Genomic DNA, 22,095 nt, shown 5'->3' on the forward strand with positions numbered 1-22,095 from the left:
GCAGCTATGACCACTCGGCCCAGCGCGCCGCGCACTGGTGGGCTTGGCTGCATCAGTACAACTGGCACCGGCCACACGCCAGCCTGGACTACCGGCCACCTATCACCCGCATCGCCATGAACAACCTGGTGGGTTTACACACCTAGCCGTCCACCCCGCCTACGTACCCTCGTAAGCTAGGGTCACCTCAGGGGCTCCAGGAGGAGCGGATGTTTCACTATCTGGACCGATACGCAGCCAACGACTCGTTCGTCAAACTGGTCTTTGATCACCTGAAAAACCTGACTGTAGTGGCAGCCCTTTTTGCCGCGGCAGCATGGAAGCAGAAGCACATCAGTCCCGGATGGTTAGGAGGGTGGGACATAGCCTGCAGCGCACTCCTGGGACTCTTGGCGCTCAGTCTCATGTGGCTGAACCACACCAACCTCTTCCTCAAGCTCCACGATACCTTGAGCTCGCGTTGGGTGAAGGCGGCAGCAGCAGTACTGTACGCAATCCTCTTCGGGACGCTTCTTGCGTATGCCGAGCGCGGTCGGCCATGAGCCAGATGCGCGTTCGACGTTGGTCCAGGCTCACTTACCACGATTCAAGGAAGATCCTGGCCGAGCTAGGGAAGATATCAAACAAGGTGGCGGCCTCATCCCTTCCCTACAGAGTCGCCTCTTTGCGGACGAACGCGCTAAAGACCTCGAGGGAGGGGCGGCAGTGCGCCCTCTTCTGCTTTGGCATGAGCACGCGCCTAGGCACGGACGTTGCCTTTGCCTTCGCTGAAGAGGATGACTTGGACTTTGTAGCCCGCTACACGCTGGCGGATGTCACCCATTACGTGCCGTTACAGATGAAGGAGTTTGCGCCCGACTTCGTGGCGCCTTCTGCCTCCATCCAACAAGAGGTAGACAAGCTTGCCAAGTATGCGGACTCATCCGACCTGGTGGTGGCCTTCCACATCAACCGGGACGTCCGACTTGAGCCCGCCAGCCTTGACCTCTCTCAAGTCAAGGTAGCCGAGCTGTGGTTCGTCGGGTACCTAGGGCATGGCGAAAATTGGCTGCTGCTGGGAAACCTGCTCTCTCCCACCTCGCACCCATCAGTGTTCGAGTACCCGGACGCATAAAACGGACACGAAACGCTCGCGGTAACCGCGCTGTGGAATATCCCTAGCGCAACAACTAGCAACCGCGCGGTCTCAGGAGCCCTTTTGGCGGCACCGGACTTGACCTACCGGGAGATTTCCGAGACAGAGAGTCCCGTGCAACAAAAAACCCTAGCGAGGCTACCCCCGCTAGGGTCTTGATCCACAAGGGATTGTATTGGTGCCCAAGGGGGGACTCGAACCCCCACGCCTCTCGGCGCTACCACCTCAAGGTAGTGCGTCTACCAATTCCGCCACCTGGGCAGGTGTGTTTGTGTGCTACTTCGTCGAGCTGGCCGGCGCGGGAACGTCCGACTTCGCGGGAGCGCCGGCGGCCGGCACGTCGCTGGCCGCCTTGGCCGGAGCCTGCGGTACGTCGCTGCCCGCCGGAGCCGCGGGTTGCGCATTCTGGGCGGGCGCGGGCTTCTTGGCAAGACCGGACATCACGCCGAGATCCGACTGCGCAGTCTGGGGCGCACCATTGCGGCTCAGGTAGATGCCCATGCCGAGGCTCAGCAGGAAGAACAGCGTCGCCAGCGCCGCGGTGGCGCGGGTGAGGAAGCTGGCCGAGCCGCGCGCACCGAACACCGTGGCCGATGCACCGCCGCCGAAACCGGAGCCTGCGTCGGCGCCGGCGCCGCGCTGCATCAGGATCAGCACGATCATCGCCGCGGCGATCAGGATGTAAAACACGCTGAAGATGACGAACATGTTCTGTAGGAATCCGTAGGCTTCAATGCGCTGCGGCGCAGATGCCGAGGAAATCGTCTGCGGTGAGCGAAGCACCGCCGATCAGGCCCCCATCCACGTCCGGCTGCGCGAACAATGCCGCGGCATTCGCCGCCTTGACGCTGCCGCCGTAAAGCAGCCGGGTCAGACGGGCAATCATACCATCTTCCCGTTCGAGTTGGCTACGAATGAACGCGTGCGCCTGCTGCGCCTGTTCGGGCGTCGCCGTCTGCCCGGTACCGATCGCCCAGACCGGCTCGTAGGCGATGAGCGCGGTGTAGAACGGCGCGATGCCGCAGTGGGCGATCACCGCGCCCAGCTGCCTGGACAGCACCGCTTCGGTCTGGCCGGCCTGGCGCTCGTCCAGCGTCTCGCCGATGCACAGGATCGGGGTGAGTCCCGCAGCACAGGCCGCGGCGAACTTGCGCGCCACCAGCTCATCGCTTTCACGGTGGTACTGGCGGCGCTCCGAATGACCGACCAGCACCCACTGCGCGCCGACGTCGGCCAGCATGGCCGCCGAAACCTCGCCGGTGTACGCACCCTGCCCTTCATGCTCGCTGACATCCTGGGCACCGAACCCGATACCGCTGGCGCCATGGCGCGCGGTCAGCTCGGCCAGGTACGGATAGGGCGGGAACACCAGGACGTCGGCCTCCTGCGGCCGCTTCGCGGCGATTCCGGCCACCAGGGCCTCGGCCATCGAACGGCTGCCATGCATCTTCCAGTTGCCGGCGACGAGTTTCCTGCGCATGCGAGGTCATCCGATGAAAACGGCAAGCATAGCGACCGCCCTGCAGGCCGGCAAACGGGTGCTGGTCGCGGCGAACGCACTCGGCGATCATGGCCTGCCCTGCCTGCCGGATGGTTGCCGATGCCTGCCCATCGCCCCTTGAGCCTGGTCACCGGCGCCTCGGCCGGCATCGGTGCCGCGTTCGCGCGGGCGCTGGCCGCACGCGGGCACGACCTGGTGCTGGTGGCGCGGCGCGCCGGGCGCCTGCAAGCGCTGGCCGCCGAGCTGCACGAAGATCATGGGGCGCGCGCGCACGTCCTGGCCGCGGACCTGGCCGATCCGGCCGCGCCGCATCAGCTGGTCGATGCCCTGCACGCGCAGGGGCTCGCGGTCGACTGGCTCATCAACAATGCCGGCTACGGCGTACCGGGCACCTTCGAGGCCAGCGACTGGGCCGTCCATGCCGATTTTCTGCAGGTGCTGGTTACCGCGCCGACCGAGCTGGCATGGCGGCTGCTGCCGGGAATGCGCACGCGCGGCTACGGGCGCATCGTCAACGTGGCCTCGCTGGCCGGCCACGTGCCGGGATCGGCCGGGCATACGCTGTATGCGGCCAGCAAGGCGTACCTGATCAAGTTCTCGCAATCGCTGGCGCTGGAGAACCGGCACCTTGGCGTGCACGTGTGCGCGTTGTGCCCGGGTTTCACCTGGTCGGAGTTTCACGACGTGACGGGCACGCGCGCCCTCGTCGGCAAGCTGCCGCGCTTCCTGTGGCAGGACGCGCAGACGGTGGTGCGCGAAGGGATCGACGCCGTCGAGCGCGGCGAGGCCGTGCACGTCACCGGACGCGTGAACCGGGCGATCAAGGCGCTGGCCAAACTGACGCCCGATCGCCTCGCGCTGTGGTTGTCGGCACGCGAGTCCCGGCGCTATCGCCAGCTCGATTGACGCGGATGCCGCCCGACTGCGCTAACGTCATCCGTCTGCCGCTCGCGAGACCGCCATGAGCCTGTTCCCGACCCAGATGCGCCCGCTGCCCTACCGCAAGCCCACCGAGGGGCGCGACTACTGGGTGATCGACGATGCACTCCCCGATCCGATGGCGGTGCGCGACCGCTGCCTGGCCCGGACCGACTGGGAGTACGGCTTTCCCACCACCGGCGAGGTCTGGCCGGGGATGCGGACCATGCCGGCGTTGCTCCCGGAAGAACTGGCCATCATCGAGGAGCACGTTCGCAAGGCCACCGGGGCGAAGAGGCTGTGGGTCGGCGAGACCGAGGCCGGGCAGAAGCTCAACCACAATTGCGTGCAGGTGGTCGGCGCGGTCGAGGGCGCGATCAAGCCGCACACCGATTCCCTCAACCTCTGCCGCTATGCGGCGGTGCTGTACCTCAACCCCGCGGTACCCGACAGCTGCGGCACCAGCTTCTTCCGTCAGCGGATGCCCAACGGCCAGCTGGGCGGCAACATGGTGGCCCCGCCGCACCGCAACCTGGTGGACGCGCTCGGCAACCGGTTCGTCATGCCCAACGCTTTCGCCGAGGACGTGCGGGTGGCGCACCGGTTCAACCGACTGCTGGTCTACAAGGCCAACATCGTGCACAGCGCCAGTGCCTACTGGGGCCTGGAGGACATCGCGAGCAAGCGGATGACCGCCGTGTTTTTCTGGATGGCATGACCCAGCGGACGCAGGTGCGCGCCAGCCCCGCGCCCCGACCCCGGAGGGGTACAGGCGACGAAGCGGGTGGTTTGCGGCGAGCCGGCCCCTCATTCCCTGCCCTCTCCCCGGAGGGGAGAGGGCGCGAGCCCTCTCCGCGAAGGAGAGGGAACAGAGCGCGTCAGATCAGCTTGATCTCGCGCAGGCGTTGCATCAGGTACTCGTGCGAGGTCAGCGAGGTGTCGTAGCGGCTCGGGTTGTCCGGCGTCACGCACTCGGGCAGCGGGTCGAGCACCACGTCAGGGTTGGGGTGCAGGAAGAACGGCACGGAGTAGCGCGGCTTGCGCGCGTTCTCGTTCTGCGGGTTGACCACCCGGTGCGAGGTCGACGGATAGACGTGATTGGTCAGGCGCTGCAGCATATCGCCGATGTTGACGACGATGGCATCGCCCTGCGTGGTGATCGGCAGCCACTCGCCCTCGCTCAGGACTTCGAGGCCCTCGGCGCTGGCGCCGACCAGCAACGTGATGAAGTTGATGTCCTCGTGGGCGCCCGCACGTACGTTCGGGATGTTCTCCTCGGTGATCGGCGGGTAATGGATCGGACGCAGGATCGAATTGCCCTGGTCGGTCTTGTCCTCAAAGTAGCTCTCGGGCAGGCCGATGTGCAGGGCCAGTGCGCGCAGCACGCGGGTGCCGAGCTGGTCCAGCGCCTCGTACAGGCCGTAGCCGCACGCCTTGAACTGCGGCACCTCTTCCGGCCACAGGTTGGGTGGCATGACCTCGGCGAACTTCGAGTCCCGCGGGATCTCGCGACCGACGTGCCAGAACTCCTTGAGGTCCGGAAAGCGGCTGTCCTTCGCGGTTTCCACCTTGAACGGGGTGTAGCCGCGTGCACCACCGGTACCGGGCACGTGGTACTTCATCTTGGTTTGCGCCGGGAGTGCGAAGAACTGCTCGAAGGCCTGGTAGGCACCGTCGATCAGTTCGCGCGGGATGCCGTGCCCGCTGATGCAGCAGAAGCCGAACTGGCGGTAGGCGGCGCCGAGTTCGGCGACGAAGGCGTCGCGATCGGTGTCGTAGCGGCGGATGTCGAGCGTGGGGACTTGCTTCATGGGTTTTCCGTCATGTGCACATGCGCGGCGGATTTTACGGCGTCGGCCAGCCAGCCGGCCAACTGCTGTACCTCACCCGCATCGGCACCCTCGATGGTGACCCGCACCAGCGGTTCGGTGCCCGACGCACGCAACACCACGCGCCCGCGTCCCTGCAGGGTGCGCTCGACCTCGGTCAGTGCATGGCGCACGGTCTGGCTCGCCAGCGCCTCGCGAGCGCCTGGCGCACGTACGTTGACCATGACCTGTGGCAGCTTCTGCAGGCCGCGCCGCGCCAGTGCCAGGTCCTGGTCCGACGCGGCCAGCGTCTCCAGCACCGCCAGCGCGGCGATGATGCCGTCGCCCGTGGTGGCACGATCCAGGCACAGGATGTGGCCCGAGGTTTCGCCACCGAGCATGCCGCCGTTCGCCTTCAGTTGCTGGAGCACGTAGCGGTCACCCACGTTGGCGCGGATCAGCGGCACCTCCAGTTCGGCCAGCGCCTGCTCCAGTCCGTAATTGCTCATCAGCGTGCCGACCACCGGCCCGCGCAGGCAGCCGCGCGCGAAGAGGCTGCGCGCGAGCACGTAGAGGATGTCGTCGCCGTCGGCGATGGCGCCGTTGCGATCGACCAGGATGACGCGGTCGCCGTCGCCGTCGAACGCGACGCCCACGTCCGCGCCCTGCGCAAGCACCGCCTGCTGCAGCGCCTGCGGGTGGGTCGACCCGACGTTCCGGTTGATGTTGAAGCCGTCCGGCCTGTCACCGATCGCGGTGACATCGGCGCCCAGTTCGGCGAAGACCCGGGGCGCCACCTGGTAGGTCGCACCGTGCGCGCAGTCGAGCACGATCTTCATTCCGCGCAGGGTGAATTCCTCCGGCACGGTCGCCTTGCAGTACTCGGTGTAGCGGGCAACCGCGTCGGCCACGCGGGTGGCCTTGCCCAGCTGCTCGGAGGGCACGGTCACGAACTCGGCATCCAGCTCGTCCTCGATGGCCTGCTCGATCTCGTCGGAGAGCTTCTCGCCCAGCGCGGAAAAGAACTTGATGCCGTTGTCTGTGTGCGGGTTGTGCGAGGCGCTGATCACGATGCCGGCCGCCGCCCGCATCGAGCGGGTCAGGAACGCCACCGCGGGTGTCGGCATCGGGCCGAGCAGGCCCACGTCCACGCCGGCGGCGACGAGGCCGGCTTCCAGCGCCGATTCGAACATGTAGCCGGAGACACGCGTGTCCTTGCCGATCAACACCGTCGGCTTGCGGGTGGAGCCGCGCGCAAGTACCGCACCGGCTGCGCGGCCCAGGCGCAGCATGAAATCGGCACTGATCGGCCATTGTCCGACCTGGCCGCGGATTCCGTCGGTGCCGAAATACTTGCGTGTGCTCATCGTCATTCCTTGTGGAGACGCCACGGGGCGGGCGTCACCTAGATAGCTCAGTCTTCGTCGGGCCAGCGTGGAGCCGGCGGACGCGTGTCACGGCGCGGCGGCGTGTCGCCCTCGCTCACCGCGCGCAAGACGGCCAGCGCGTCGACCGTGGCGGCGACGTCATGTACACGTACCATGCGCGCACCACGCTGTACCGCGATCAACGCCGCGGCAGCGGAACCGGCGGCGCGCGCCTCCCCGGCGGGGCGGCCGGTCAGGGTCCCGATCATCGACTTGCGCGAGAGGCCCACGTAGACGCCCGCCCCCAGGTCGGCGAACCGCCCCAGTGCACGCAGCAGCGCCAGGTTGTGTTCCAGCGTCTTGCCGAACCCGAAACCGGGATCGACCAGCACGCGCCGCTTGTCGATGCCGGCCAGTTCGCAGGCGAACAGGCGGTCGGTGAGGAACCGATGCACCTCGCCGACGACGTCGTCGTAGTGCGGGTCGACCTGCATGCCGCGCGGCTCGCCCTGCATGTGCATCAGGCATACCGGCACGCGCAGGTCGGCGGCGGCGTCGAGCGCACCCTCGCGACGCAGCGCGTACACGTCGTTGATCATGCCGGCACCCGCGGCGACCGCGGCGCGCATCACCTCGGGCTTGGAGGTGTCGACGGCAATCGGTAGCGCCGTGCGCGCGGCCAGTTGTTCGATCACGGGAATGACCCGGCGCAGCTCCTCCTCGACCGGCACCTCCGTGGCGCCGGGCCGGGTGGACTCGCCGCCGACGTCGAGCATGTCCGCGCCCTGCTCCGCCATCGCCAGGCCATGCGCCACCGCCGCCTCCGTGTCGGCGAAGGCGCCGCCATCGGAAAACGAATCGGGTGTCACGTTGAGGATGCCGACCACGCGCGGGCGGTCGAGCAGCAGCCGGCGGCCGGCGCAGTCGAGCACGGGAGCGAACGGATCGTCGAACATCGGGAATCTCTTCAGGCCTGGCCGCCGAGCGCGCCCATGTGCTGGCGGTAGTAGCGCAGTTCCTCGATCGAGTCGCGGATGTCCGACAGCGCCGTGTGTGCCGACTCCTTGCTCAGGCCCCGCGCAATCGCCGGCGACCAGCGGCGCGAGAGTTCCTTGAGCGTGGACACGTCGAGGTTGCGGTAATGGAAGTGCCGCTCCAGCCGCGGCATCTGGCGGTGCAGAAAACGCCTGTCCTGACAGATCGAATTGCCGCACATCGGCGATTTCCCGGGAGGCGTCCAGGCCTTGAGGAACTCCAGCGTGGCCTGTTCGGCCTGGGCGTGGTCGGTGGTCGAATCGAGCACCTGCTGCCATAGCCCGGACTTGCTGTGCTGGTTGCGGTTCCAGCTGTCCATCGACTCGAGCCGGTCGACCTCGTGCCGGATCGCGAAGACCGGCCCTTCGGCCAGCACGTTCAGTTCCTTGTCGGTCACGATCGTGGCGATCTCGAGGATGGAATCGTTGTCCGTGTCCAGACCGGTCATTTCCAGATCGATCCAGATCAGGTTGTCGTCGTTCGCTTGGCTCATGCATCCTCCTTGGAGCGCGCAGTCTAGCGCAGGCGCCCGCCCACGGCCGTGCCCCATGCGATGATCGGGCCATGCAGACTTTCCTCTGGCACGACTACGAGACCTTCGGCGCGGATACCCGCCGCGACCGGCCCGCGCAGTTCGCCGGCATCCGCACCACTGCGGAGCTGGAGATCGTCGGCGAGCCGGTCATGTTCTTCGCCCGCCCGCCGCGCGACATGCCGCCGGATCCGGATGCCTGCCTGATCACCGGCATCACGCCGCAGCAGGCCGAGCGCGAGGGCGTGTCCGAGGCGGAATTCGCCGCCCGCGTGCACGAACAACTGGCGCTGCCGGGAACCTGCGGCGTGGGCTACAACTCGCTGCGTTTCGACGACGAGATCACCCGCCAGCTCCTTTACCGCAACTTCTACGACCCGTACGCCCGCGAATGGGAAAACGGCAACTCGCGCTGGGACCTGATCGACCTGGTGCGCATGTGCCAGGCGCTGCGGCCCGAAGGCATCGCCTGGCCCACCCGCGAGGACGGCACGCCGAGCTTCAGGCTCGAGCACCTGGCCGCGGCCAACCACCTCAAACAGGAGCGCGCCCACGACGCGCTGTCGGACGTGTACGCCCTGATCGACCTGGCGCGGCTGATTCGCGTGCGCCAGCCGCGGCTATGGGACTGGCACTTCCAGTTGCGACGCAAGCAGAAGGTGTTCGGCCTGCTCGACGTGGCGGCCATGACGCCCTTGGTGCACGTATCCTCGCGTTACCCGGCCAGCCGCCATTGCCTGGCGGTGATCGCACCGCTGGCGCCGCACCCCTCGCGACCCGGCGAGGTGATCGTCTACGACCTGGACGCCGACCCGGCCGCATGGCTCGGGCTGGACGAGGACGACATCGCCGACCGCATCTTCACCGCACGGTCGGACCTGCCCGAGGGCATCGAGCGCATTCCGCTCCGTACCGTGCGCGCCAACCGCGCGCCTGCGCTGGCGCCGCTGTCGGTGTTGCGCGACCTCGACCACGGCCGGCTCAGGCTGGACCTCGAGCGCTGCCTGCGCCACCACGCCCTGCTGCGCGCGGCCGAGGGCCTGGTCGACAAGCTGCGGCGCGTGTTCGCGCGCGCCGCCGAGCTGGCCCCGCCCGAGGACCCGGAACTGGCGCTGTACGGCGGCTTCCTGCCCGATGCCGACAAGCGCCTGCTGGCCGAGGTGCGTGCCACGCCACCCGCGCAGCTGGGCAGCCGCAGCTTCCCTTTCCGCGACCCGCGCTATACCGAACTCCTGTTCCGCTACCGGGCGCGCAACTGGCCCGGCACGCTGGATGCGGACGAGCTGGTCCGCTGGGAGGCCTTCCGCGTAGCGCGCCTCACCCGCCCCACCCCGCTCACCGCGCGTACGCTGGACGAGTACTACGCGCGAATCGCCCTGTTGCGCCTGGAGCGACCCGACCAGGCCACCCTGCTCGACCAACTGGAAGCCTGGGGCCACGAGCTCTCCCCTCCTCCCAGCCCGTCAGGGCACGCATGCCTCCTGTAGGAGCGCGCCCGTGCGCGATCGCCGTGCCGGTCCCGCACAGGCCCGCTGCTGCAGGTGACCGGGGATGACCGATAATCGCCGGATGCCCCAGTCCTACTTCACCCCCGCCACCTTCCGCTTCCTGCGCGGCCTCGCCCGCCACAACAGCCGCGAGTGGTTCACCGCCCACAAGGCCGACTACGAGCGCCACGTGCGCGAGCCTTTTCTGGCGCTGATCGCCGACATGGCCGCGCCGTTGGCGACGATCAGCCCGCACTACCGTGCCGACGCGCGCAGGAACGGCGGCTCGCTGTTCCGCATCCATCGCGACACGCGCTTCTCCAACAACAAGCTGCCGTACAAGACCTGGCAGGGTTCGCGCTTCTTCCATGTACGCCGCCACGAGATCGCCGCGCCGTCGTTCTACCTGCACATCGAGCCGGGTGACTGCTTCGTCGGCGGCGGCATGTGGCACCCGGAATCGGACACGCTCAAGAACATCCGCGGTTTCCTGGCCGACAACCCGGAAGCCTGGAAGCGCGCCACGCGCGGCAAGACGTTCGAGCGGTTGAGCTTCTGGGGCGAGCGCCTGAGCCGCCCTCCGCGCGGATTCGATCCGGACCACGAACTGATCGAGGACCTCAAGCGCAAGGATTTCGCCGCGGGGGAGAACTTCGACGACGCTTTCGCCTGTTCATCCGAGCTGCTGCCGTGGGCGGTGGAAAGCTTCAGGCGCGTGGCGCCGATGATCGACTACCTGTGCGCGGCACAGGAACTGGATTTCTAGGCCGCGGGCTGCGGTAGAAGCGCACTTGTGCGCGACCCGGATGCCCCCGGCCGGGCGCAAATGCGCTCCTATCGGATCGCTCGCTGGCGGCGCATCAGCACAAGCGCCACCAGCATGCCGAGCACCGCCGTCGCCGCCACGTAATGCGCCGGCGCGAGCACGCCGAAATGCCTTACCGACCAGGCGATCAACGGTGGGGTGAGTCCGCCGAACAGGGCGTAGGCAACGTTGTACGAGGCCGACAGCCCCGAGAATCGCACGGCCGGCGGGAACGCCAGCACCATCAGTACCGGCACCACGCCGACCACGCCCACCGTGAACCCGGCGAGCGCGTACAGCGCCACGAAATGCGCTCCGCCTGCCGTCAGGTCCAGGTACAGCGCATACCCGGCCAGCAACAGCCCGGCCGCGCCGGCCAGCAGCGCCCGCGCCGGCCCGATCCGGTCCGACAGCCCGCCGAAGAACAGGCAGCCCACCGCCAGCGCGAACGAGGCCACGTTGTTGCCCAGGAACGCCCGCGCCGGCGCCACATGAAACACCGATTGCACCAGCGAGGGGGTCATCAGGATCAGCACGACGATCGCGGCGGTGAGCATCCAGGTCACCAGCATCGACAGCAGTACGGCCGGTCGATGCCGCGACACCACCTGCGCCAGCGGCAGCCCGGTGACAAGCTCGCGCCGCGCGTGCATCGCCTCGAACACCGGCGTCTCGCTGAGCCAGCGGCGCAGCCACACGGCCAGGAAACCGAACACGCCCCCGAGCAGGAACGGCAACCGCCAGCCGTAGTCGAGCAGCGCCGCGGGGGAAAGCGACCGGTTGAGGCCCGCGGCGACCAGCGAGCCGAGCAGGATGCCCACGGTGAGCCCCGAGGTCAGGCTCGCGCACGCGAAGCCCACCCGCCGCGGCGGCACGTGCTCGGCCACGAACACCCACGCGCCCGGCACCTCGCCGCCCACGGCGATGCCCTGCACCACCCGCAGCAGCAACAGCAGCAGGGGCGCCAGCATGCCGACCTGCGCATACACCGGCAGCAGGCCGATGCCCAGCGTGGGCAGCGCCATCAGGAATACGCTCAGGGTGAACATGCGTTTGCGGCCGAGCTTGTCGCCGTAGTGCGCCATCACGATGCCGCCGAGCGGACGGGCCAGGTAGCCCGCGGCGAAAATGCCGTAGATCTTCAGCTGAACCAGCCAGGCGGCGCTGCCGTGCGGAAAGAACAGCTGCCCGAGCGGGACCGCGAAGAAGACGAACACCACGAAATCGTAGAACTCCAGCGCGCCGCCCAGCGCAGCCAGCGCCAGCGTGCGCAGGTCTGAACGCCCGAGCCGACGATCGGTGCCCAGATCAAGGGTCGATGCGTTCATCGCGGTCAGGCGCGCCGGTTCCGGAACATCATGCCGACGCCCAGCGCCACCAGCGCCAGCGGCCACCAGGTTGCGAACAGCGCGCCCAGGTGCAGGTCGACGCCCAGGTTGCGCAGCAGGAACAGGATGCCGATGACGATCAGCAGGATGCCGGGCACGTTGGGGCGCATCGGTCTTCTCGAAAAGGATGGAAGCGGCCACTGTGCGCATGCCGCCGTCCCCCGTCAACGGCCCCCGCTCATGCCTCGGCGAAGGGAAACGCCAGCACGTCGGCGATCGCGTCGGTACCGGCAAGGCACATCAGCAGCCGCTCGACCCCGAGCGCCACGCCGGCGCAGTCCGGCATGGCGCCGAGCACCGAGAGCAGGCGCTCGTCGATGGGTACCTCGCGCAGGCCGCGGGCCCTGCGCACCGCGTTGTCGCGCTCGAAGCGCGCACGCTGCTCGGCCGCCTCATTGAGCTCGTGGTACCCGTTGGCCAGCTCGTACGGGCCGAGGTAGAGCTCGAAGCGCTCGGCGACCGGCGGCTCGTCCTGGCGAATCCTTGCCAGCGCGCACTGGCTGGCCGGGTAGTCGTGGATCACCGTGATCTGCCCACGCGCGAAGGCCGGCTGCAGGCGGTGGGTGACGAGCAGGTCCAGCCAGTCGTCGCGGGTGAGCCCTTCCGGATCGAGGGTGGCGCCGGCCAGTGGTCGCTGCAATGCTTCCAGGGGCGCGGTGAGCGGGTCGAGGCCGAGCCGGTCGAGGAAGAGTTCCCGATAGCTGCATACCCGCACATCGGCATGGCGGCCGACGAGGTTGAGCGCCGCCTGCACCAGCTCCACGACCTCGTCGGCCAGCCGCCGATGATCCCAGCCGAGCCGGTACCACTCGAGCATGGCGAACTCGGGATTGTGCCGCCCGCCCGCCTCGCCGTTGCGGAATACCCGGCCGAGCTCGTAGCAATCGCCCACGCCGGCGGCGAGCAGCCGCTTGAGGGGAAACTCGGGCGAGGTCCGCAACCAGCGCTCGCGTGCGCCGGCGTCGACATGGCCGTGGAAGCCCGTGGTGAAGCTTTCGATGTTGGGGTCGGTGTTGCCCGCGGCGGAAAGGATGGGCGTTTCCACTTCGAGCACGTTGCGCTCGATGAAGAAGGCCCGTATCAGGTGGTAGAGACCGGCGCGCAGGCGCAGGGCCTGCTCCCGTGGGGACCGCACGCTCATCGGGGCCAGGCCCCTCGATGCAGGACCACCCGGCCCCCTTCCCGATCCACGAACGTGCGCCCGTTCCTTTCCCAGAACGGATTGGTGTTGCGCACGCCCGTGAAGCCCGCCGCGAGCATCGCGTCACAGCGTCGCCGCCACTCCTCGTCGTCTTCCAGATAGAAGACCAGCAGGTGCTCCTCATGCGGTGGCGGCGGAGGCGGCGCCTGGTGATCATGGATGAACTCCAGGTGCCAGGGGCCCCGGGGATGCCCAAGGATGATGCCGTCGAAGCCCTCGTGATCCTTCCACGAGGAAAGCACGTCGAAGCCGAGGCCATCGGCGTACTGCTTGCCCAGGGCATCCAGATCCCGGCACGCCCGGGCGACGCGCATGACCGCAGGCTTCATGGCGCGCCGTGCTCCGCCAGCAGGGCCAGCAACCGGGCTTCGTCCCAGACCGGCACATCGAGCTCCCGCGCCTTGTCGAGCTTGGAACCGGCCGCTTCGCCGGCGACCACGAACGAGGTCTTCTTCGACACCGATCCGGCGACCTTGGCACCGAGCGCCTCGAGCCGCTGCTTGGCCTCGTCCCGGCTCAACGTCGGCAGCGTGCCGGTGAGCACGACGATCTGGCCCTCCAGCGGCGCCACGCCGACCTCCGTCTGGGGCATGGCGTCGAGCAGGCGCCGGATGGCCGCCTCGGACTCGCGCAGCGGATCCAGGTTGGCCTCGTCGGCGAGGAACGCCTCCAGGTTGGCAGCCGCCGACTGCGGTAGCCCGGCGGTGATCCAATGCGCGGGGCCGGCATCGAGCAGGCGTTCCAGCGTGGGAAAGTGTTCGACCAGTTGGCGCGTGCGCTTGGGCCCGAGGTCGCGCACCTTCGCGTGGTCGAGCAATACGGCCAGGCCCAGCTTTTCGCGCAGCCGTGGCGAAGGCGGCGCCTCGTCGGCGAAGGTGATGCCCGCGGCCAGCAACGCATCGACCACGCGCTGGTTGCCCTCCTGCGCGAAGAAGCCGGCGATGGAAGCGGCCACCTCGTCGCCGATGTCCGGCAGCACGCGCAGCACCGGCGCCGGCATGCTGCGCACCATCGCCAGGCTCCCTAGCCAGGTAGCCAGGGTGCGCGCGGTGCTTTCGCCGATATGCATGATGCCGAGCCCGAACAGGAAGCGCGGCAGCGTGGTACGCCGACTGGCATCGATGCCCTCGACCAGGTTCTCGGCCCACTTGGTGGCGATCTTGCCGGCCTTGACCGTTTCCGGCGTGGTGCCCTCGCGCTCGTCGATGGCCTGTTTCATGGCCACGAAGCGCTCGACCGTGAGGCCGTACAGGTCGGCCGGCGTGCGCACCATGTCCAGTTCCACCAGCGCGTCGACGAAGCGGCTGCCCAGGCCGTCGATGTCCATCGCGCGGCGCGAAGCGAAGTGGATCAATGCCTCCTTGCGCTGCGCCGGGCAGACCAGCCCGCCGCTGCAGCGCCAGGCCGCCTCGCCCTCTTCGCGCATCAGCGCCGAACCGCAGACCGGGCAGTGCGCCGGCATCTTCCAGGGATGCGTGCCGGCCGGGCGGCGCTCGGTCTGCACCCGCACCACCTCCGGGATCACGTCACCGGCGCGGCGCACGATCACCGTGTCGCCCACGCGCACGTCCAGTCGCGCGATCTGGTCGGCGTTGTGCAGGGTGGCGTTGGTGACGGTGACGCCGGCCACCTGCACGGGCTGCAGGCGCGCCACCGGGGTGGCCGCCCCGGTGCGGCCGATCTGGATCTCGATCGCCTCCACCCGGGTGCTTTGTTCCTGCGCGGGGAACTTGTGCGCGATCGCCCAGCGCGGTGCGCGCGAGACGTAACCCATCTCGCGCTGGCCCTCGTAGTCGTCCAGCTTGTAGACCACCCCGTCAATGTCGTACGGCAGCTCGTCGCGCTTCGCGCCGATGCGTTTGTAGTAGGCGATCAGCCCGTCGAAGCCGCGCGCGACGTCCGCTTCGGGCGAGACCGGGAAACCCCATTCACGCAACCTGGCCAGCGTCTGCGAATGGGTGGGCGGCAGTTCACCGCCCTCGACCACGCCCACGGCGTAGGCGAAGAAACTCAGCCGGCGCCGGGCGGTGACCGCCGGATCGAGCTGGCGCAGCGAGCCGGCCGCGCCGTTGCGGGGATTGGCCAGCGGCTTCTCGCCGTGCGTGCGGGCATACTCATTGAAGGCCTCGAAATCCCTGCGCAGCATGATCACCTCGCCGCGCACCTCCAGCACGTCGGGCCAGTCCCTGCCGCGCAACCGCAGCGGAATCGCCCGGACCGTCCGCAGGTTGGCGGTCACGTCCTCGCCGGTTTCGCCGTCGCCGCGCGTGGCGCCCTGCACGAACACGCCCTGTTCGTAGCGCAGGCTGATCGCCAGGCCGTCGAGCTTGGGCTCCACCGAGAACGTCGGCTGGCGCCGGTCCAGCATCTGCTCGACGCGCCGCTCGAACTCGACGATCTCGTGGAAACGCTCGCGTTCGCTGTCGCCCTCCTGTTCGAACGCGTTGCCCAGCGACAGCATCGGCAAGGCGTGGCGGACCTCGGCAAAGCCGCCGTGCGCGCGGGCGCCCACGCGGCGGGTCGGCGAATCGGCGCTGGCCAGTTGCGGGTGCGCCGCTTCCAGCGCCTCCAGTTCGCGCAACAGGCGGTCGTACTCGGCGTCCGTGATGTCCGGGTCGTCGAGCACGTAGTAGCGGTAATTGGCCTGTTCGATGCGCTCGCGCACGGCGGCGGCGCGGGCTCGCCAGTCGGGGGTGTCAGGATGCATGGCGCGAGTTTAGCGACAGCCCCGGCCACGCGGAACGCGCCTGCGGGGAGACCGCGTGGCGAGCAACGTCGTCGTGGCTGCCGTGAGCGCCAGGTGCACTGGATCAGGGCGGGGGGCATCGCTCACCGATGCAGGTGGCCGGCGGCCTCGGGCTGGTAGTCGACCTCCATCACGCGCAGGCGCCGCGGCCGCCCGCCCGGCATCGGCCAGTCGATCTCCTGGCCGCGCGCCAGCCCCAGCAGCGCGCTGCCCACCGGCGCCAGGACCGACACCGTGCCGGGCTTGCCGGCTGCGGCGGGATAGACCAGCGACAGGGTGATGCGCTCGTCGGCACCCTCCTCGCTGAAGGTGACGGTGGAGTTCATGGTGACGACATCGGCCGGCATCTCGGTCGGCTCGCGCACTTCCGCCCGCTCCAGTTCCGCCCGCAGCGGCGCATGCTGCTGCGCCGCCCCGGCCGGCAGGCGATCGAGCATGTTCTCGATGCGTTCGACATCCAGGCGGGACAGGACGATGGCTGGCCGGGTCATTGGACTCTCCATGGAAAAGGCCGGCGGAACGATGGCCGGCGAACTTCGGGCAAGCGGACAGCGCTGCGCGCGAAAGGGCAGGCTCCCGTCAGATCTGGTGCCGTCCGCATAAAACCCAAGCCCGTCGCGAAGCGGCGACTGTGCACGCATCGAAGGCAGCCGTCGCCGTATCATGCGCCCCCATGCCGAACGATGCCGTCACGCCCGCCCCTTCCCTGCACGCGGGCGGGCAGGTCGAGGAATCCTCGCGCGAGCGGTACCGGGGCCTGATCTGGCTGGTGTCGGCAGCCTTCTTCATGCAGGCGCTGGATTCGACCATCGTCAATACCGCCGTGCCCGCCATGGCGGAGGCGCTCGGCGTCACTCCGCTCGGCATGCGCAGCGCACTCACCAGCTACGTGCTGACCCTGGCGATCCTGATCCCCGCGAGCCCCTGGCTGTGCGACCGCTTCGGCACGCGCAAGGTGTTCGGCGCCGCCATCGCGGTGTTCGGCGCCGGGTCGCTGTTCTGCGGCATCGCGCAGACGTTGCCGCAACTGGTGGCAGCGCGCGTGATGCAGGGCGTCGGCGGCGCCGCGTTGATGCCGGTGGGCCGCTACGTGCTGGTGCGCAGCATCGACAAGCGCGAGTTCGTCGCGGTGATGAGCACGGTGGCGACCTTCGGCCTGCTCGGTTCGGTGCTGGGGCCACTGCTGGGCGGCGCGCTGGTGGAGTTCACCTCCTGGCGGCTGATCTTCCTCATCAACGTGCCGGTGGGCATCGCCGGGTTGTGGATGAACAAGCAGGACATGCCCGAGTACCGCATGCAGCACGCCAACCGCTTCGACCTGCTCGGCTTCATGCTGTTCGCCGTGGCATCCGCGCTGCTGCTCACCGCTTCGGAACTGGTCGGCGCCGAGCATGTGGCGTGGTCGCGCGTCGGCGAGTACGCGGCGCTGGCGTCGCTGATCGGCGTGATCTACGTCTGGCACAGCCGGCGCACGGCGTTCCCGGTCGCCGACCTTTCGCTGCTGAAGGTGCGCAGCGTGTGGGTGGCGCTGGCCGGGAACCTGTTTACCCGGCTGGGCATCTCCGGCATGTTCCTGCTGTTGGTGCTGTTTCTGCAGGTGGGCTGCGGCTGGTCGGCGCTCATGGCGGGCCTGATGATGGTGCCGCAGGCGCTCGGTTCGATCAGCGCCAAGTGGATCGTCAACCGTGCCCTGGCGCGGTTGGGTTACCGGCGGCTGCTGCTCGGCAACACGTTGATCGTCGCCATGCTGCTCGCTTCCTTCGCGCTGTTCGGACGCACCACGCCGATGTGGCTGATCGCCCCCATGGTGTTCCTCTACGGGGGCTTCGCCGGCATGCAGTACACCGCGATGAACACGCTGATCTACCACGACCTGGACATCAGGCACGCCTCGATGGCGTCCTCGATGGCCTCCACCGCGCAGTACCTTTCGATGAGCTTCGGCATCGCGCTGGCCACGCTGCTGATGGAGTCGCTGCTGCAGGGCCACGCGCATTCCGACTACGTCGCCGCGTTCCGCTGGACGGTGCTGATCCTGGCGGGAGTCACCGCCTCGGCCAGCCGCGTGTTCGGCCGGCTCGGGGTCGACCGCCCGGCACGCGCCTGAACCGCGGCCGGGGTGCGCTCGCCTGATAGGCTTGGCCGATGTGCCACGGAAAGCGATCCATGCGTTCGACCCTGCTCCTGATCCTCTCTCTGGGTTTTCCCGTTTCGGCGGCCGCCGCCGAAGCCGGCGCCAACTTCCACCTCACCCGCCACCCGGCCGGCTGGCTGGCTCTGGCCCTGTTCGTGCTGGCGTACCTCGCCGTGGTGCTGGAAGAGCGCATCCGGATCGCCAAATCCAAGCCGGTGATGCTCGCCGCCGCGCTGATCTGGGGCCTGATCGCCTGGGAAACCCGTGACCTCCCCGGCGGGCCGGCGGCCGCACGCGGCGCGTTCGAGGCGATGTTCCTCGAGTACGCGGAGATCTTCTTCTTCCTGGTCGTGGCGATGACCTACGTCACCGCGATGGGCGAGCGCAACGTGTTCGAAGCCCTGCGCGCGCAGCTGACCCGCCGCCGGCTGGGCTATCGCTCACTGTTCTGGATCACCGGCACGATCGCATTCTTCCTCTCGCCCGTGCTGGACAACCTCACCACGGCGCTGGTGATGTCGGCGGTGGTGCTGGCGGTGGGTGGCGGCCAGGCGCGTTTCGCCACGTTGTCGCTGATCAACCTGGTGGTGGCGGCCAACGCCGGCGGCGCGTGGAGTGCGTTCGGCGACATCACCACGCTGATGGTGTGGCAGGCCCACAAGGCCGAGTTCTTCGATTTCTTCCGCCTGTTCCTTCCGGCCATGGCCAACTGGCTGGTGCCGGCCGTGGCGATGCATTTCGCGCTGCCCAAGGGGATGCCCGAGTCGGTCCCGGGGCGGGTGCAGGTGAAACCCGGTGGCATCGGCATCTGCCTGACCTTCGCACTGACCGTCGCGATCACCGTGATCGGCAAGCAATGGCTGGGCATGCCGGCGGCCTACGGCATGCTCACGGGCCTGGCGCTGCTCAACCTGCTGGCCTCGCGCATCGACCGCAGCCAGCGCCGCTATGCGCTGGCGCAGGGCATGGAGGAGGAGTCGTATTCGATCTTCCGCATCATCGCGAACGCCGAGTGGGACACGCTGCTGTTCTTCTATGGCGTGTTCGGTTGCGTGGGCGGACTGGCGGCACTGGGCTACCTGGAACTGGCTTCGCATGCGTTCTACGGCATGCTCGGCGCGACCCCGGCCAATGCGGCCATGGGTGTGCTCTCGGCGGTGGTCGACAACATCCCGATCATGTATGCCGTGCTGCAGATGAACCCGCCGATGGACGAGGCGCAGTGGCTGTTGGTCACGCTCACCGCCGGCGTGGGCGGCAGCCTGCTCTCGGTCGGTTCGGCCGCCGGCGTGGCCCTGATGGGTGCCTCCGGCAAGCGCTACACCTTCATGACCCATCTTCGCTGGAGCTGGGCGATCGCGCTGGGTTACGCGGCGAGCATCGCGCTGCACCTGGCGCTCAACGGCAGCTGACCAGGCAAGGGAACACCATGCACCACGCCAGCGACATCCTGCTCACCCTGTTCCTCGTCTTCGTCGCCGCGCAGCTGGGCGCCGAACTGGCCCAGCGCCTCCGGCTCCCGGGCGTGGTGGGCGAGATCGCCGCCGGCTGCGTGGTCGGCCCTTCCCTGCTCGGCTGGATCAGCCCCGACCAGATCCTGCCCGGCACTCCGCTGGACGTGCTGGCGGAGATCGGCGTGGTCCTGCTGCTGTTTTCCGTCGGGCTCGAAACGCGGCTGGAAGACCTGAAGAAGGTGGGCAAGGTCGCTTTCCTGGTGGGCCTGCTCGGGGTGCTCATCCCCTTTGCCCTGGGCGGCCTCTGGGCGCACGGCAACGGCTTTCCATGGGGCAAGTCGTTGTTCATCGCGGCCGCGTTCGTCGCCACCTCGGCCGGGATCACCGCGCGCGTACTGCAGGAACTCGGCGCGCTGCAGCGGCTGGAAAGCAAGGTGATCCTGGGCGCGGCCGTGATCGACGACATCCTCGCGATGCTCTTGCTGGGCGTGGTCGTATCGCTGCAGGGCGGTGGCGGGTTCGAGCCGGCCAGGCTGCTGGTGGTGCTCGGGAGTGCGATCGGCTTCATCGCGCTGGTCGGGCTCGGCGGCGCGCGGGTGATGCGCTGGAATTCGGAGTGGCTGGAGACGCCGCATAGCGCGCACTCGCCGCTGGCCATCGTGCTCGCGATCTGCCTGGGCCTGGCCTGGCTGTCCACCCTGCTTGGCCTGGCGGCCATCATCGGTGCGTTCCTCGCCGGCATGATCGCCTCGGAGACACGCCAGCAGCACATGCTGGAAAAACAGACCCAGCCGCTGATGGCGCTGCTCACCCCGTTCTTCTTCGTCATCACCGGCAGCAAGATCGATCTGGCCCAGCTGGCCAGTGCCGAGGCGCTCGGGATGCTGGCGATCGTCACCGTGATCGCCATCGTCTCCAAGCTCGCGGGGGGCTGGCTCGGCTCGCTGTCGATGGGCCGGCGCGCGGCGACGATCATCGGCCTGGGCATGGTTCCGCGCGGGGAAGTGGGCGTGGTGGTGGCCAGCCTGGGACTTGCCGCCGGCGTGTTCAGCGACCGCATCTACGCGATCATCGTGGCCATGTCGCTGCTTACCGCGATGGTCACGCCGCCGGTGCTGGCGTGGCTGCTGAAACGCTACCCGGCTAGCGGCGTGGTCAACCCGGGCGCAGGCGGATGACCGGTTGGTGCCGCGCGAGCACCCGCTCCATCCGCTCGATGCACGCCTGCCTCAGCTGCACCGCCTTCTCCGCATCCGAGTCGTCCAGGCACGCGGCCCGCACGCGTTCGCGATGCTCGATTTCAAGCAGCAGCAAACGGTGGGCTTCCGCCAACCTCGCCTGAATCTTCTCGTCAAGGACCATGGTCGGATACCGAGAGGCCCACGGGGCCCTCATGCTATGCGGCTTTTGTGACAGGGCGCGGTCGCTGCTGCGGCCGGATGGCTTGTCGGTGCCCGCTGACGCCTGGGCGGCGTCCACCGGCCCGTTTCGCGCGAAGTATGAGGGGCGGCTCAGCCGAGCGCCGTAAGGGAAGCCTGATCCTGCTGTGGGTACAAGTAGTAGGCCAAGGGCCAGGTCGCCCCTGTCACGGCGGAGAGGCGCGCTGCGGCTCCGGTTCGCTCGGGTTCCGGCGCTCAGCCGGGCATGCGCGAGCCTGGCTGCAGGTCGCCGGCACCGGCCTTGATCGCCGCGCTTTCTTCCTCCCCGGGATACACTCCTTGCAACACGTCGTCGAAGTGAAGCTTCACCGCCCGGTTGCAGCCACAGGCGATGCTGTCCAGCCCCCCAGCTTCGGTCACGCGCACGCCACCGCGGCGGGTTTCCAGAATGCCCCGGTCCTTGAGCTGCTTGATCACGCGACTGATGTAGCTGCGCCCGACCCCGAGCATGGACGCCAGCTGCTCCTGGGTGAGCGGCACGTCGTGGTCGCCCGTGCGATCGAGCGCCGCCACCAGCCACTTGGCGGTGCGCTGCTCGATGGAGTGCGCGGCATTGCATGCCACTGACTGGAACACCTGGGCCATCAGGCAGTCCGCGTAGCGCGCGAACAGGTTGCGCAGGCTGGGCGAGCTCATCTTGGCCCGTTCCAGTTCGAGTGCGCCGATCCTCAGCACCGGGCCCGGGAACTGGACCACGGTGCGCGAGTACGACGGCAGCCGGCCCTGGCTGACGATGCCGCCCACCGCTCCTTCACGCCCCACGAGCGCGGTCTCGATGCCACGCCCGTCTTCCAGCAGGACCACGAAGGAGACCAGCGTGGGGCCGCAAGGAAAATACACATGACGCACCTGGTCCCCGGGCTCGTACAGCACCCGGCCCACCTCGACCCGCTGGGATTCCAGGTGCGGCTGGAGCAGAAGGAGATCGTCCTGGTGCAGCGCCCGCAGCAGATTGTTGGGCGGCGCCTCCTCGCTCAGCCCACCCGGTGACTGCGCGCGCTCGTATTGGCTGGCCAAGGAAGCCCCCATGATGACCGTGTCCACACATACGGCGGAATCGCCGTTTGCGCACGGGCTTGCGACGTTATCTCAAAGCGCTGCAAGTGTTTTTCGGGTGACCCCCGCGTCACGCGTGTGTCCACAAT

Annotated in this window: 23 protein-coding genes, 1 tRNA gene and 1 pseudogene; 10 read left to right on the forward strand and 15 right to left on the reverse strand. The window is 68.4% G+C overall.

What is annotated here, in order from left to right:
• From VFH59_RS11010 to VFH59_RS11020, 3 genes and pseudogenes are all read left to right on the forward strand, one after another.
• Positions 1-146, forward strand: a pseudogene (locus VFH59_RS11010) (IS481 family transposase); the annotation flags it as partial.
• 63 nt (positions 147-209) lie between these two features.
• Positions 210-542 carry a hypothetical protein gene (locus tag VFH59_RS11015; RefSeq protein WP_325164942.1) on the forward strand — a complete coding sequence of 111 codons (333 nt, stop codon included), beginning with the start codon at positions 210-212 and terminating at the stop codon, positions 540-542.
• A complete protein-coding gene (locus tag VFH59_RS11020; protein WP_325164943.1) occupies positions 539-1,114 on the forward strand; it encodes a hypothetical protein in 576 nt (191 codons plus the stop codon). Before VFH59_RS11015 ends, VFH59_RS11020 begins: the two co-directional genes overlap by 4 nt.
• Positions 1,115-1,311: 197 nt before the next feature.
• On the opposite strand, the gene VFH59_RS11025 is transcribed toward VFH59_RS11020, so the two are convergent.
• The 3 genes from VFH59_RS11025 to tpiA all read right to left on the reverse strand — a co-directional run bounded on the left by VFH59_RS11025 (position 1,312) and on the right by tpiA (position 2,615).
• Positions 1,312-1,396, reverse strand: a tRNA-Leu gene (locus VFH59_RS11025).
• Positions 1,397-1,411: 15 nt separating this feature from the next.
• Positions 1,412-1,843: a preprotein translocase subunit SecG gene (gene secG / locus VFH59_RS11030; protein WP_325164944.1), complete on the reverse strand. Its 432-nt coding sequence runs from the start codon at positions 1,841-1,843 to the stop codon at positions 1,412-1,414.
• A gap of 22 nt (positions 1,844-1,865) precedes the next feature.
• The gene (gene tpiA, locus VFH59_RS11035; RefSeq protein WP_325164945.1) at positions 1,866-2,615 is read right to left on the reverse strand and encodes a triose-phosphate isomerase; all 750 of its coding nucleotides are present in this window, start codon (positions 2,613-2,615) and stop codon (positions 1,866-1,868) included.
• Between the two features lie 120 nt (positions 2,616-2,735).
• Between tpiA and VFH59_RS11040 the strand changes: the two genes are divergently transcribed.
• The gene (locus VFH59_RS11040; RefSeq protein ID WP_325164946.1) at positions 2,736-3,542 is read left to right on the forward strand and encodes an SDR family NAD(P)-dependent oxidoreductase; all 807 of its coding nucleotides are present in this window, start codon (positions 2,736-2,738) and stop codon (positions 3,540-3,542) included.
• A gap of 55 nt (positions 3,543-3,597) precedes the next feature.
• Positions 3,598-4,272: a DUF6445 family protein gene (locus tag VFH59_RS11045; protein WP_325164947.1), complete on the forward strand. Its 675-nt coding sequence runs from the start codon at positions 3,598-3,600 to the stop codon at positions 4,270-4,272.
• A 160-nt stretch (positions 4,273-4,432) separates the two neighbouring features.
• Here the strand turns inward: VFH59_RS11045 and VFH59_RS11050 are convergent, their stop codons facing one another.
• Genes VFH59_RS11050 through orn form a run of 4 tightly spaced genes read right to left on the reverse strand, consistent with a single transcriptional unit; the run spans position 4,433 to position 8,257 of the window.
• Entirely contained in the window at positions 4,433-5,365 is a 933-nt protein-coding gene (locus VFH59_RS11050) for an isopenicillin N synthase family dioxygenase (protein WP_325164948.1), read from the reverse strand.
• Positions 5,362-6,729, reverse strand: a complete 1,368-nt coding sequence (gene glmM / locus VFH59_RS11055) for a phosphoglucosamine mutase (protein ID WP_325164949.1) — start codon at positions 6,727-6,729, stop codon at positions 5,362-5,364. The genes VFH59_RS11050 and glmM overlap by 4 nt, the downstream gene beginning before the upstream one ends.
• A 47-nt stretch (positions 6,730-6,776) precedes the next feature.
• Positions 6,777-7,685 (reverse strand): dihydropteroate synthase, encoded by a 909-nt coding sequence (gene folP / locus VFH59_RS11060; RefSeq protein ID WP_325164950.1) that lies wholly within the window; start codon positions 7,683-7,685, stop codon positions 6,777-6,779.
• Positions 7,686-7,696: 11 nt separating this feature from the next.
• The gene (gene orn, locus VFH59_RS11065; protein WP_325164951.1) at positions 7,697-8,257 is read right to left on the reverse strand and encodes an oligoribonuclease; all 561 of its coding nucleotides are present in this window, start codon (positions 8,255-8,257) and stop codon (positions 7,697-7,699) included.
• Positions 8,258-8,328: 71 nt separating this feature from the next.
• On the opposite strand from orn, the gene sbcB reads away from it, so the two are divergent.
• On the forward strand, positions 8,329-9,783 hold the full coding sequence (gene sbcB / locus VFH59_RS11070) for an exodeoxyribonuclease I (protein ID WP_325164952.1): 1,455 nt from the start codon (positions 8,329-8,331) through the stop codon (positions 9,781-9,783).
• A gap of 82 nt (positions 9,784-9,865) precedes the next feature.
• Positions 9,866-10,549 carry a DUF2461 domain-containing protein gene (locus VFH59_RS11075; protein WP_325164981.1) on the forward strand — a complete coding sequence of 228 codons (684 nt, stop codon included), beginning with the start codon at positions 9,866-9,868 and terminating at the stop codon, positions 10,547-10,549.
• Between the two features lie 68 nt (positions 10,550-10,617).
• Here the strand turns inward: VFH59_RS11075 and VFH59_RS11080 are convergent, their stop codons facing one another.
• The 6 genes from VFH59_RS11080 to rnk all read right to left on the reverse strand — a co-directional run bounded on the left by VFH59_RS11080 (position 10,618) and on the right by rnk (position 16,414).
• Positions 10,618-11,916, reverse strand: a complete 1,299-nt coding sequence (locus VFH59_RS11080) for an MFS transporter (protein ID WP_325164953.1) — start codon at positions 11,914-11,916, stop codon at positions 10,618-10,620.
• Positions 11,917-11,921: 5 nt separating this feature from the next.
• Positions 11,922-12,086: a LiaF transmembrane domain-containing protein gene (locus tag VFH59_RS11085; protein ID WP_325164954.1), complete on the reverse strand. Its 165-nt coding sequence runs from the start codon at positions 12,084-12,086 to the stop codon at positions 11,922-11,924.
• A gap of 68 nt (positions 12,087-12,154) precedes the next feature.
• Positions 12,155-13,117 carry an EF-P lysine aminoacylase EpmA gene (gene epmA, locus VFH59_RS11090; protein ID WP_325164955.1) on the reverse strand — a complete coding sequence of 321 codons (963 nt, stop codon included), beginning with the start codon at positions 13,115-13,117 and terminating at the stop codon, positions 12,155-12,157.
• Positions 13,114-13,491: a VOC family protein gene (locus tag VFH59_RS11095; protein ID WP_325164956.1), complete on the reverse strand. Its 378-nt coding sequence runs from the start codon at positions 13,489-13,491 to the stop codon at positions 13,114-13,116. The genes epmA and VFH59_RS11095 overlap by 4 nt, the downstream gene beginning before the upstream one ends.
• Positions 13,492-13,502: 11 nt before the next feature.
• Positions 13,503-15,884 carry an NAD-dependent DNA ligase LigA gene (gene ligA / locus VFH59_RS11100; RefSeq protein WP_325164957.1) on the reverse strand — a complete coding sequence of 794 codons (2,382 nt, stop codon included), beginning with the start codon at positions 15,882-15,884 and terminating at the stop codon, positions 13,503-13,505.
• A gap of 122 nt (positions 15,885-16,006) precedes the next feature.
• Positions 16,007-16,414, reverse strand: a complete 408-nt coding sequence (rnk, locus tag VFH59_RS11105; RefSeq protein WP_325164958.1) for a nucleoside diphosphate kinase regulator — start codon at positions 16,412-16,414, stop codon at positions 16,007-16,009.
• Positions 16,415-16,596: 182 nt separating this feature from the next.
• On the opposite strand from rnk, the gene VFH59_RS11110 reads away from it, so the two are divergent.
• From VFH59_RS11110 to VFH59_RS11120, 3 genes are read left to right on the forward strand one after another with little or no spacing between them, the layout of a single operon-like run.
• Entirely contained in the window at positions 16,597-18,030 is a 1,434-nt protein-coding gene (locus VFH59_RS11110; protein WP_325164959.1) for an MFS transporter, read from the forward strand.
• 59 nt (positions 18,031-18,089) lie between these two features.
• Positions 18,090-19,469: a sodium:proton antiporter NhaD gene (gene nhaD, locus VFH59_RS11115; protein WP_325164960.1), complete on the forward strand. Its 1,380-nt coding sequence runs from the start codon at positions 18,090-18,092 to the stop codon at positions 19,467-19,469.
• A gap of 17 nt (positions 19,470-19,486) precedes the next feature.
• A complete protein-coding gene (locus tag VFH59_RS11120; RefSeq protein WP_325164961.1) occupies positions 19,487-20,689 on the forward strand; it encodes a cation:proton antiporter in 1,203 nt (400 codons plus the stop codon).
• Here VFH59_RS11120 and VFH59_RS11125 read toward each other — a convergent pair.
• Both VFH59_RS11125 and VFH59_RS11130 read right to left on the reverse strand, forming a co-directional pair.
• On the reverse strand, positions 20,667-20,873 hold the full coding sequence (locus tag VFH59_RS11125; protein WP_325164962.1) for a hypothetical protein: 207 nt from the start codon (positions 20,871-20,873) through the stop codon (positions 20,667-20,669). The genes VFH59_RS11120 and VFH59_RS11125 overlap by 23 nt on opposite strands.
• A gap of 272 nt (positions 20,874-21,145) precedes the next feature.
• Positions 21,146-21,967, reverse strand: a complete 822-nt coding sequence (locus tag VFH59_RS11130; RefSeq protein WP_325164963.1) for a Crp/Fnr family transcriptional regulator — start codon at positions 21,965-21,967, stop codon at positions 21,146-21,148.
• Between the last annotated feature and the right edge of the window lie 128 nt (positions 21,968-22,095).

This window comes from Frateuria sp. (assembly GCF_035695185.1).
GTDB lineage: Bacteria > Pseudomonadota > Gammaproteobacteria > Xanthomonadales > Rhodanobacteraceae > Frateuria_A.

What these genes read in the sequence shown, in the direction of transcription:
- VFH59_RS11015 (WP_325164942.1), top strand. Translation starts at nt 210, where the DNA reads ATGTTTCACTATCTGGACCGATACGCAGCCAACGACTCGTTCGTCAAA.
- VFH59_RS11020 (WP_325164943.1), top strand. Translation starts at nt 539, where the DNA reads ATGAGCCAGATGCGCGTTCGACGTTGGTCCAGGCTCACTTACCACGAT.
- secG (WP_325164944.1), bottom strand. Translation starts at nt 1,843, where the DNA reads ATGTTCGTCATCTTCAGCGTGTTTTACATCCTGATCGCCGCGGCGATG.
- tpiA (WP_325164945.1), bottom strand. Translation starts at nt 2,615, where the DNA reads ATGCGCAGGAAACTCGTCGCCGGCAACTGGAAGATGCATGGCAGCCGT.
- VFH59_RS11040 (WP_325164946.1), top strand. Translation starts at nt 2,736, where the DNA reads ATGCCTGCCCATCGCCCCTTGAGCCTGGTCACCGGCGCCTCGGCCGGC.
- VFH59_RS11045 (WP_325164947.1), top strand. Translation starts at nt 3,598, where the DNA reads ATGAGCCTGTTCCCGACCCAGATGCGCCCGCTGCCCTACCGCAAGCCC.
- VFH59_RS11050 (WP_325164948.1), bottom strand. Translation starts at nt 5,365, where the DNA reads ATGAAGCAAGTCCCCACGCTCGACATCCGCCGCTACGACACCGATCGC.
- glmM (WP_325164949.1), bottom strand. Translation starts at nt 6,729, where the DNA reads ATGAGCACACGCAAGTATTTCGGCACCGACGGAATCCGCGGCCAGGTC.
- folP (WP_325164950.1), bottom strand. Translation starts at nt 7,685, where the DNA reads ATGTTCGACGATCCGTTCGCTCCCGTGCTCGACTGCGCCGGCCGCCGG.
- orn (WP_325164951.1), bottom strand. Translation starts at nt 8,257, where the DNA reads ATGAGCCAAGCGAACGACGACAACCTGATCTGGATCGATCTGGAAATG.
- sbcB (WP_325164952.1), top strand. Translation starts at nt 8,329, where the DNA reads ATGCAGACTTTCCTCTGGCACGACTACGAGACCTTCGGCGCGGATACC.
- VFH59_RS11075 (WP_325164981.1), top strand. Translation starts at nt 9,866, where the DNA reads ATGCCCCAGTCCTACTTCACCCCCGCCACCTTCCGCTTCCTGCGCGGC.
- VFH59_RS11080 (WP_325164953.1), bottom strand. Translation starts at nt 11,916, where the DNA reads ATGAACGCATCGACCCTTGATCTGGGCACCGATCGTCGGCTCGGGCGT.
- VFH59_RS11085 (WP_325164954.1), bottom strand. Translation starts at nt 12,086, where the DNA reads ATGCGCCCCAACGTGCCCGGCATCCTGCTGATCGTCATCGGCATCCTG.
- epmA (WP_325164955.1), bottom strand. Translation starts at nt 13,117, where the DNA reads ATGAGCGTGCGGTCCCCACGGGAGCAGGCCCTGCGCCTGCGCGCCGGT.
- VFH59_RS11095 (WP_325164956.1), bottom strand. Translation starts at nt 13,491, where the DNA reads ATGCGCGTCGCCCGGGCGTGCCGGGATCTGGATGCCCTGGGCAAGCAG.
- ligA (WP_325164957.1), bottom strand. Translation starts at nt 15,884, where the DNA reads ATGCATCCTGACACCCCCGACTGGCGAGCCCGCGCCGCCGCCGTGCGC.
- rnk (WP_325164958.1), bottom strand. Translation starts at nt 16,414, where the DNA reads ATGACCCGGCCAGCCATCGTCCTGTCCCGCCTGGATGTCGAACGCATC.
- VFH59_RS11110 (WP_325164959.1), top strand. Translation starts at nt 16,597, where the DNA reads ATGCCGAACGATGCCGTCACGCCCGCCCCTTCCCTGCACGCGGGCGGG.
- nhaD (WP_325164960.1), top strand. Translation starts at nt 18,090, where the DNA reads ATGCGTTCGACCCTGCTCCTGATCCTCTCTCTGGGTTTTCCCGTTTCG.
- VFH59_RS11120 (WP_325164961.1), top strand. Translation starts at nt 19,487, where the DNA reads ATGCACCACGCCAGCGACATCCTGCTCACCCTGTTCCTCGTCTTCGTC.
- VFH59_RS11125 (WP_325164962.1), bottom strand. Translation starts at nt 20,873, where the DNA reads ATGGTCCTTGACGAGAAGATTCAGGCGAGGTTGGCGGAAGCCCACCGT.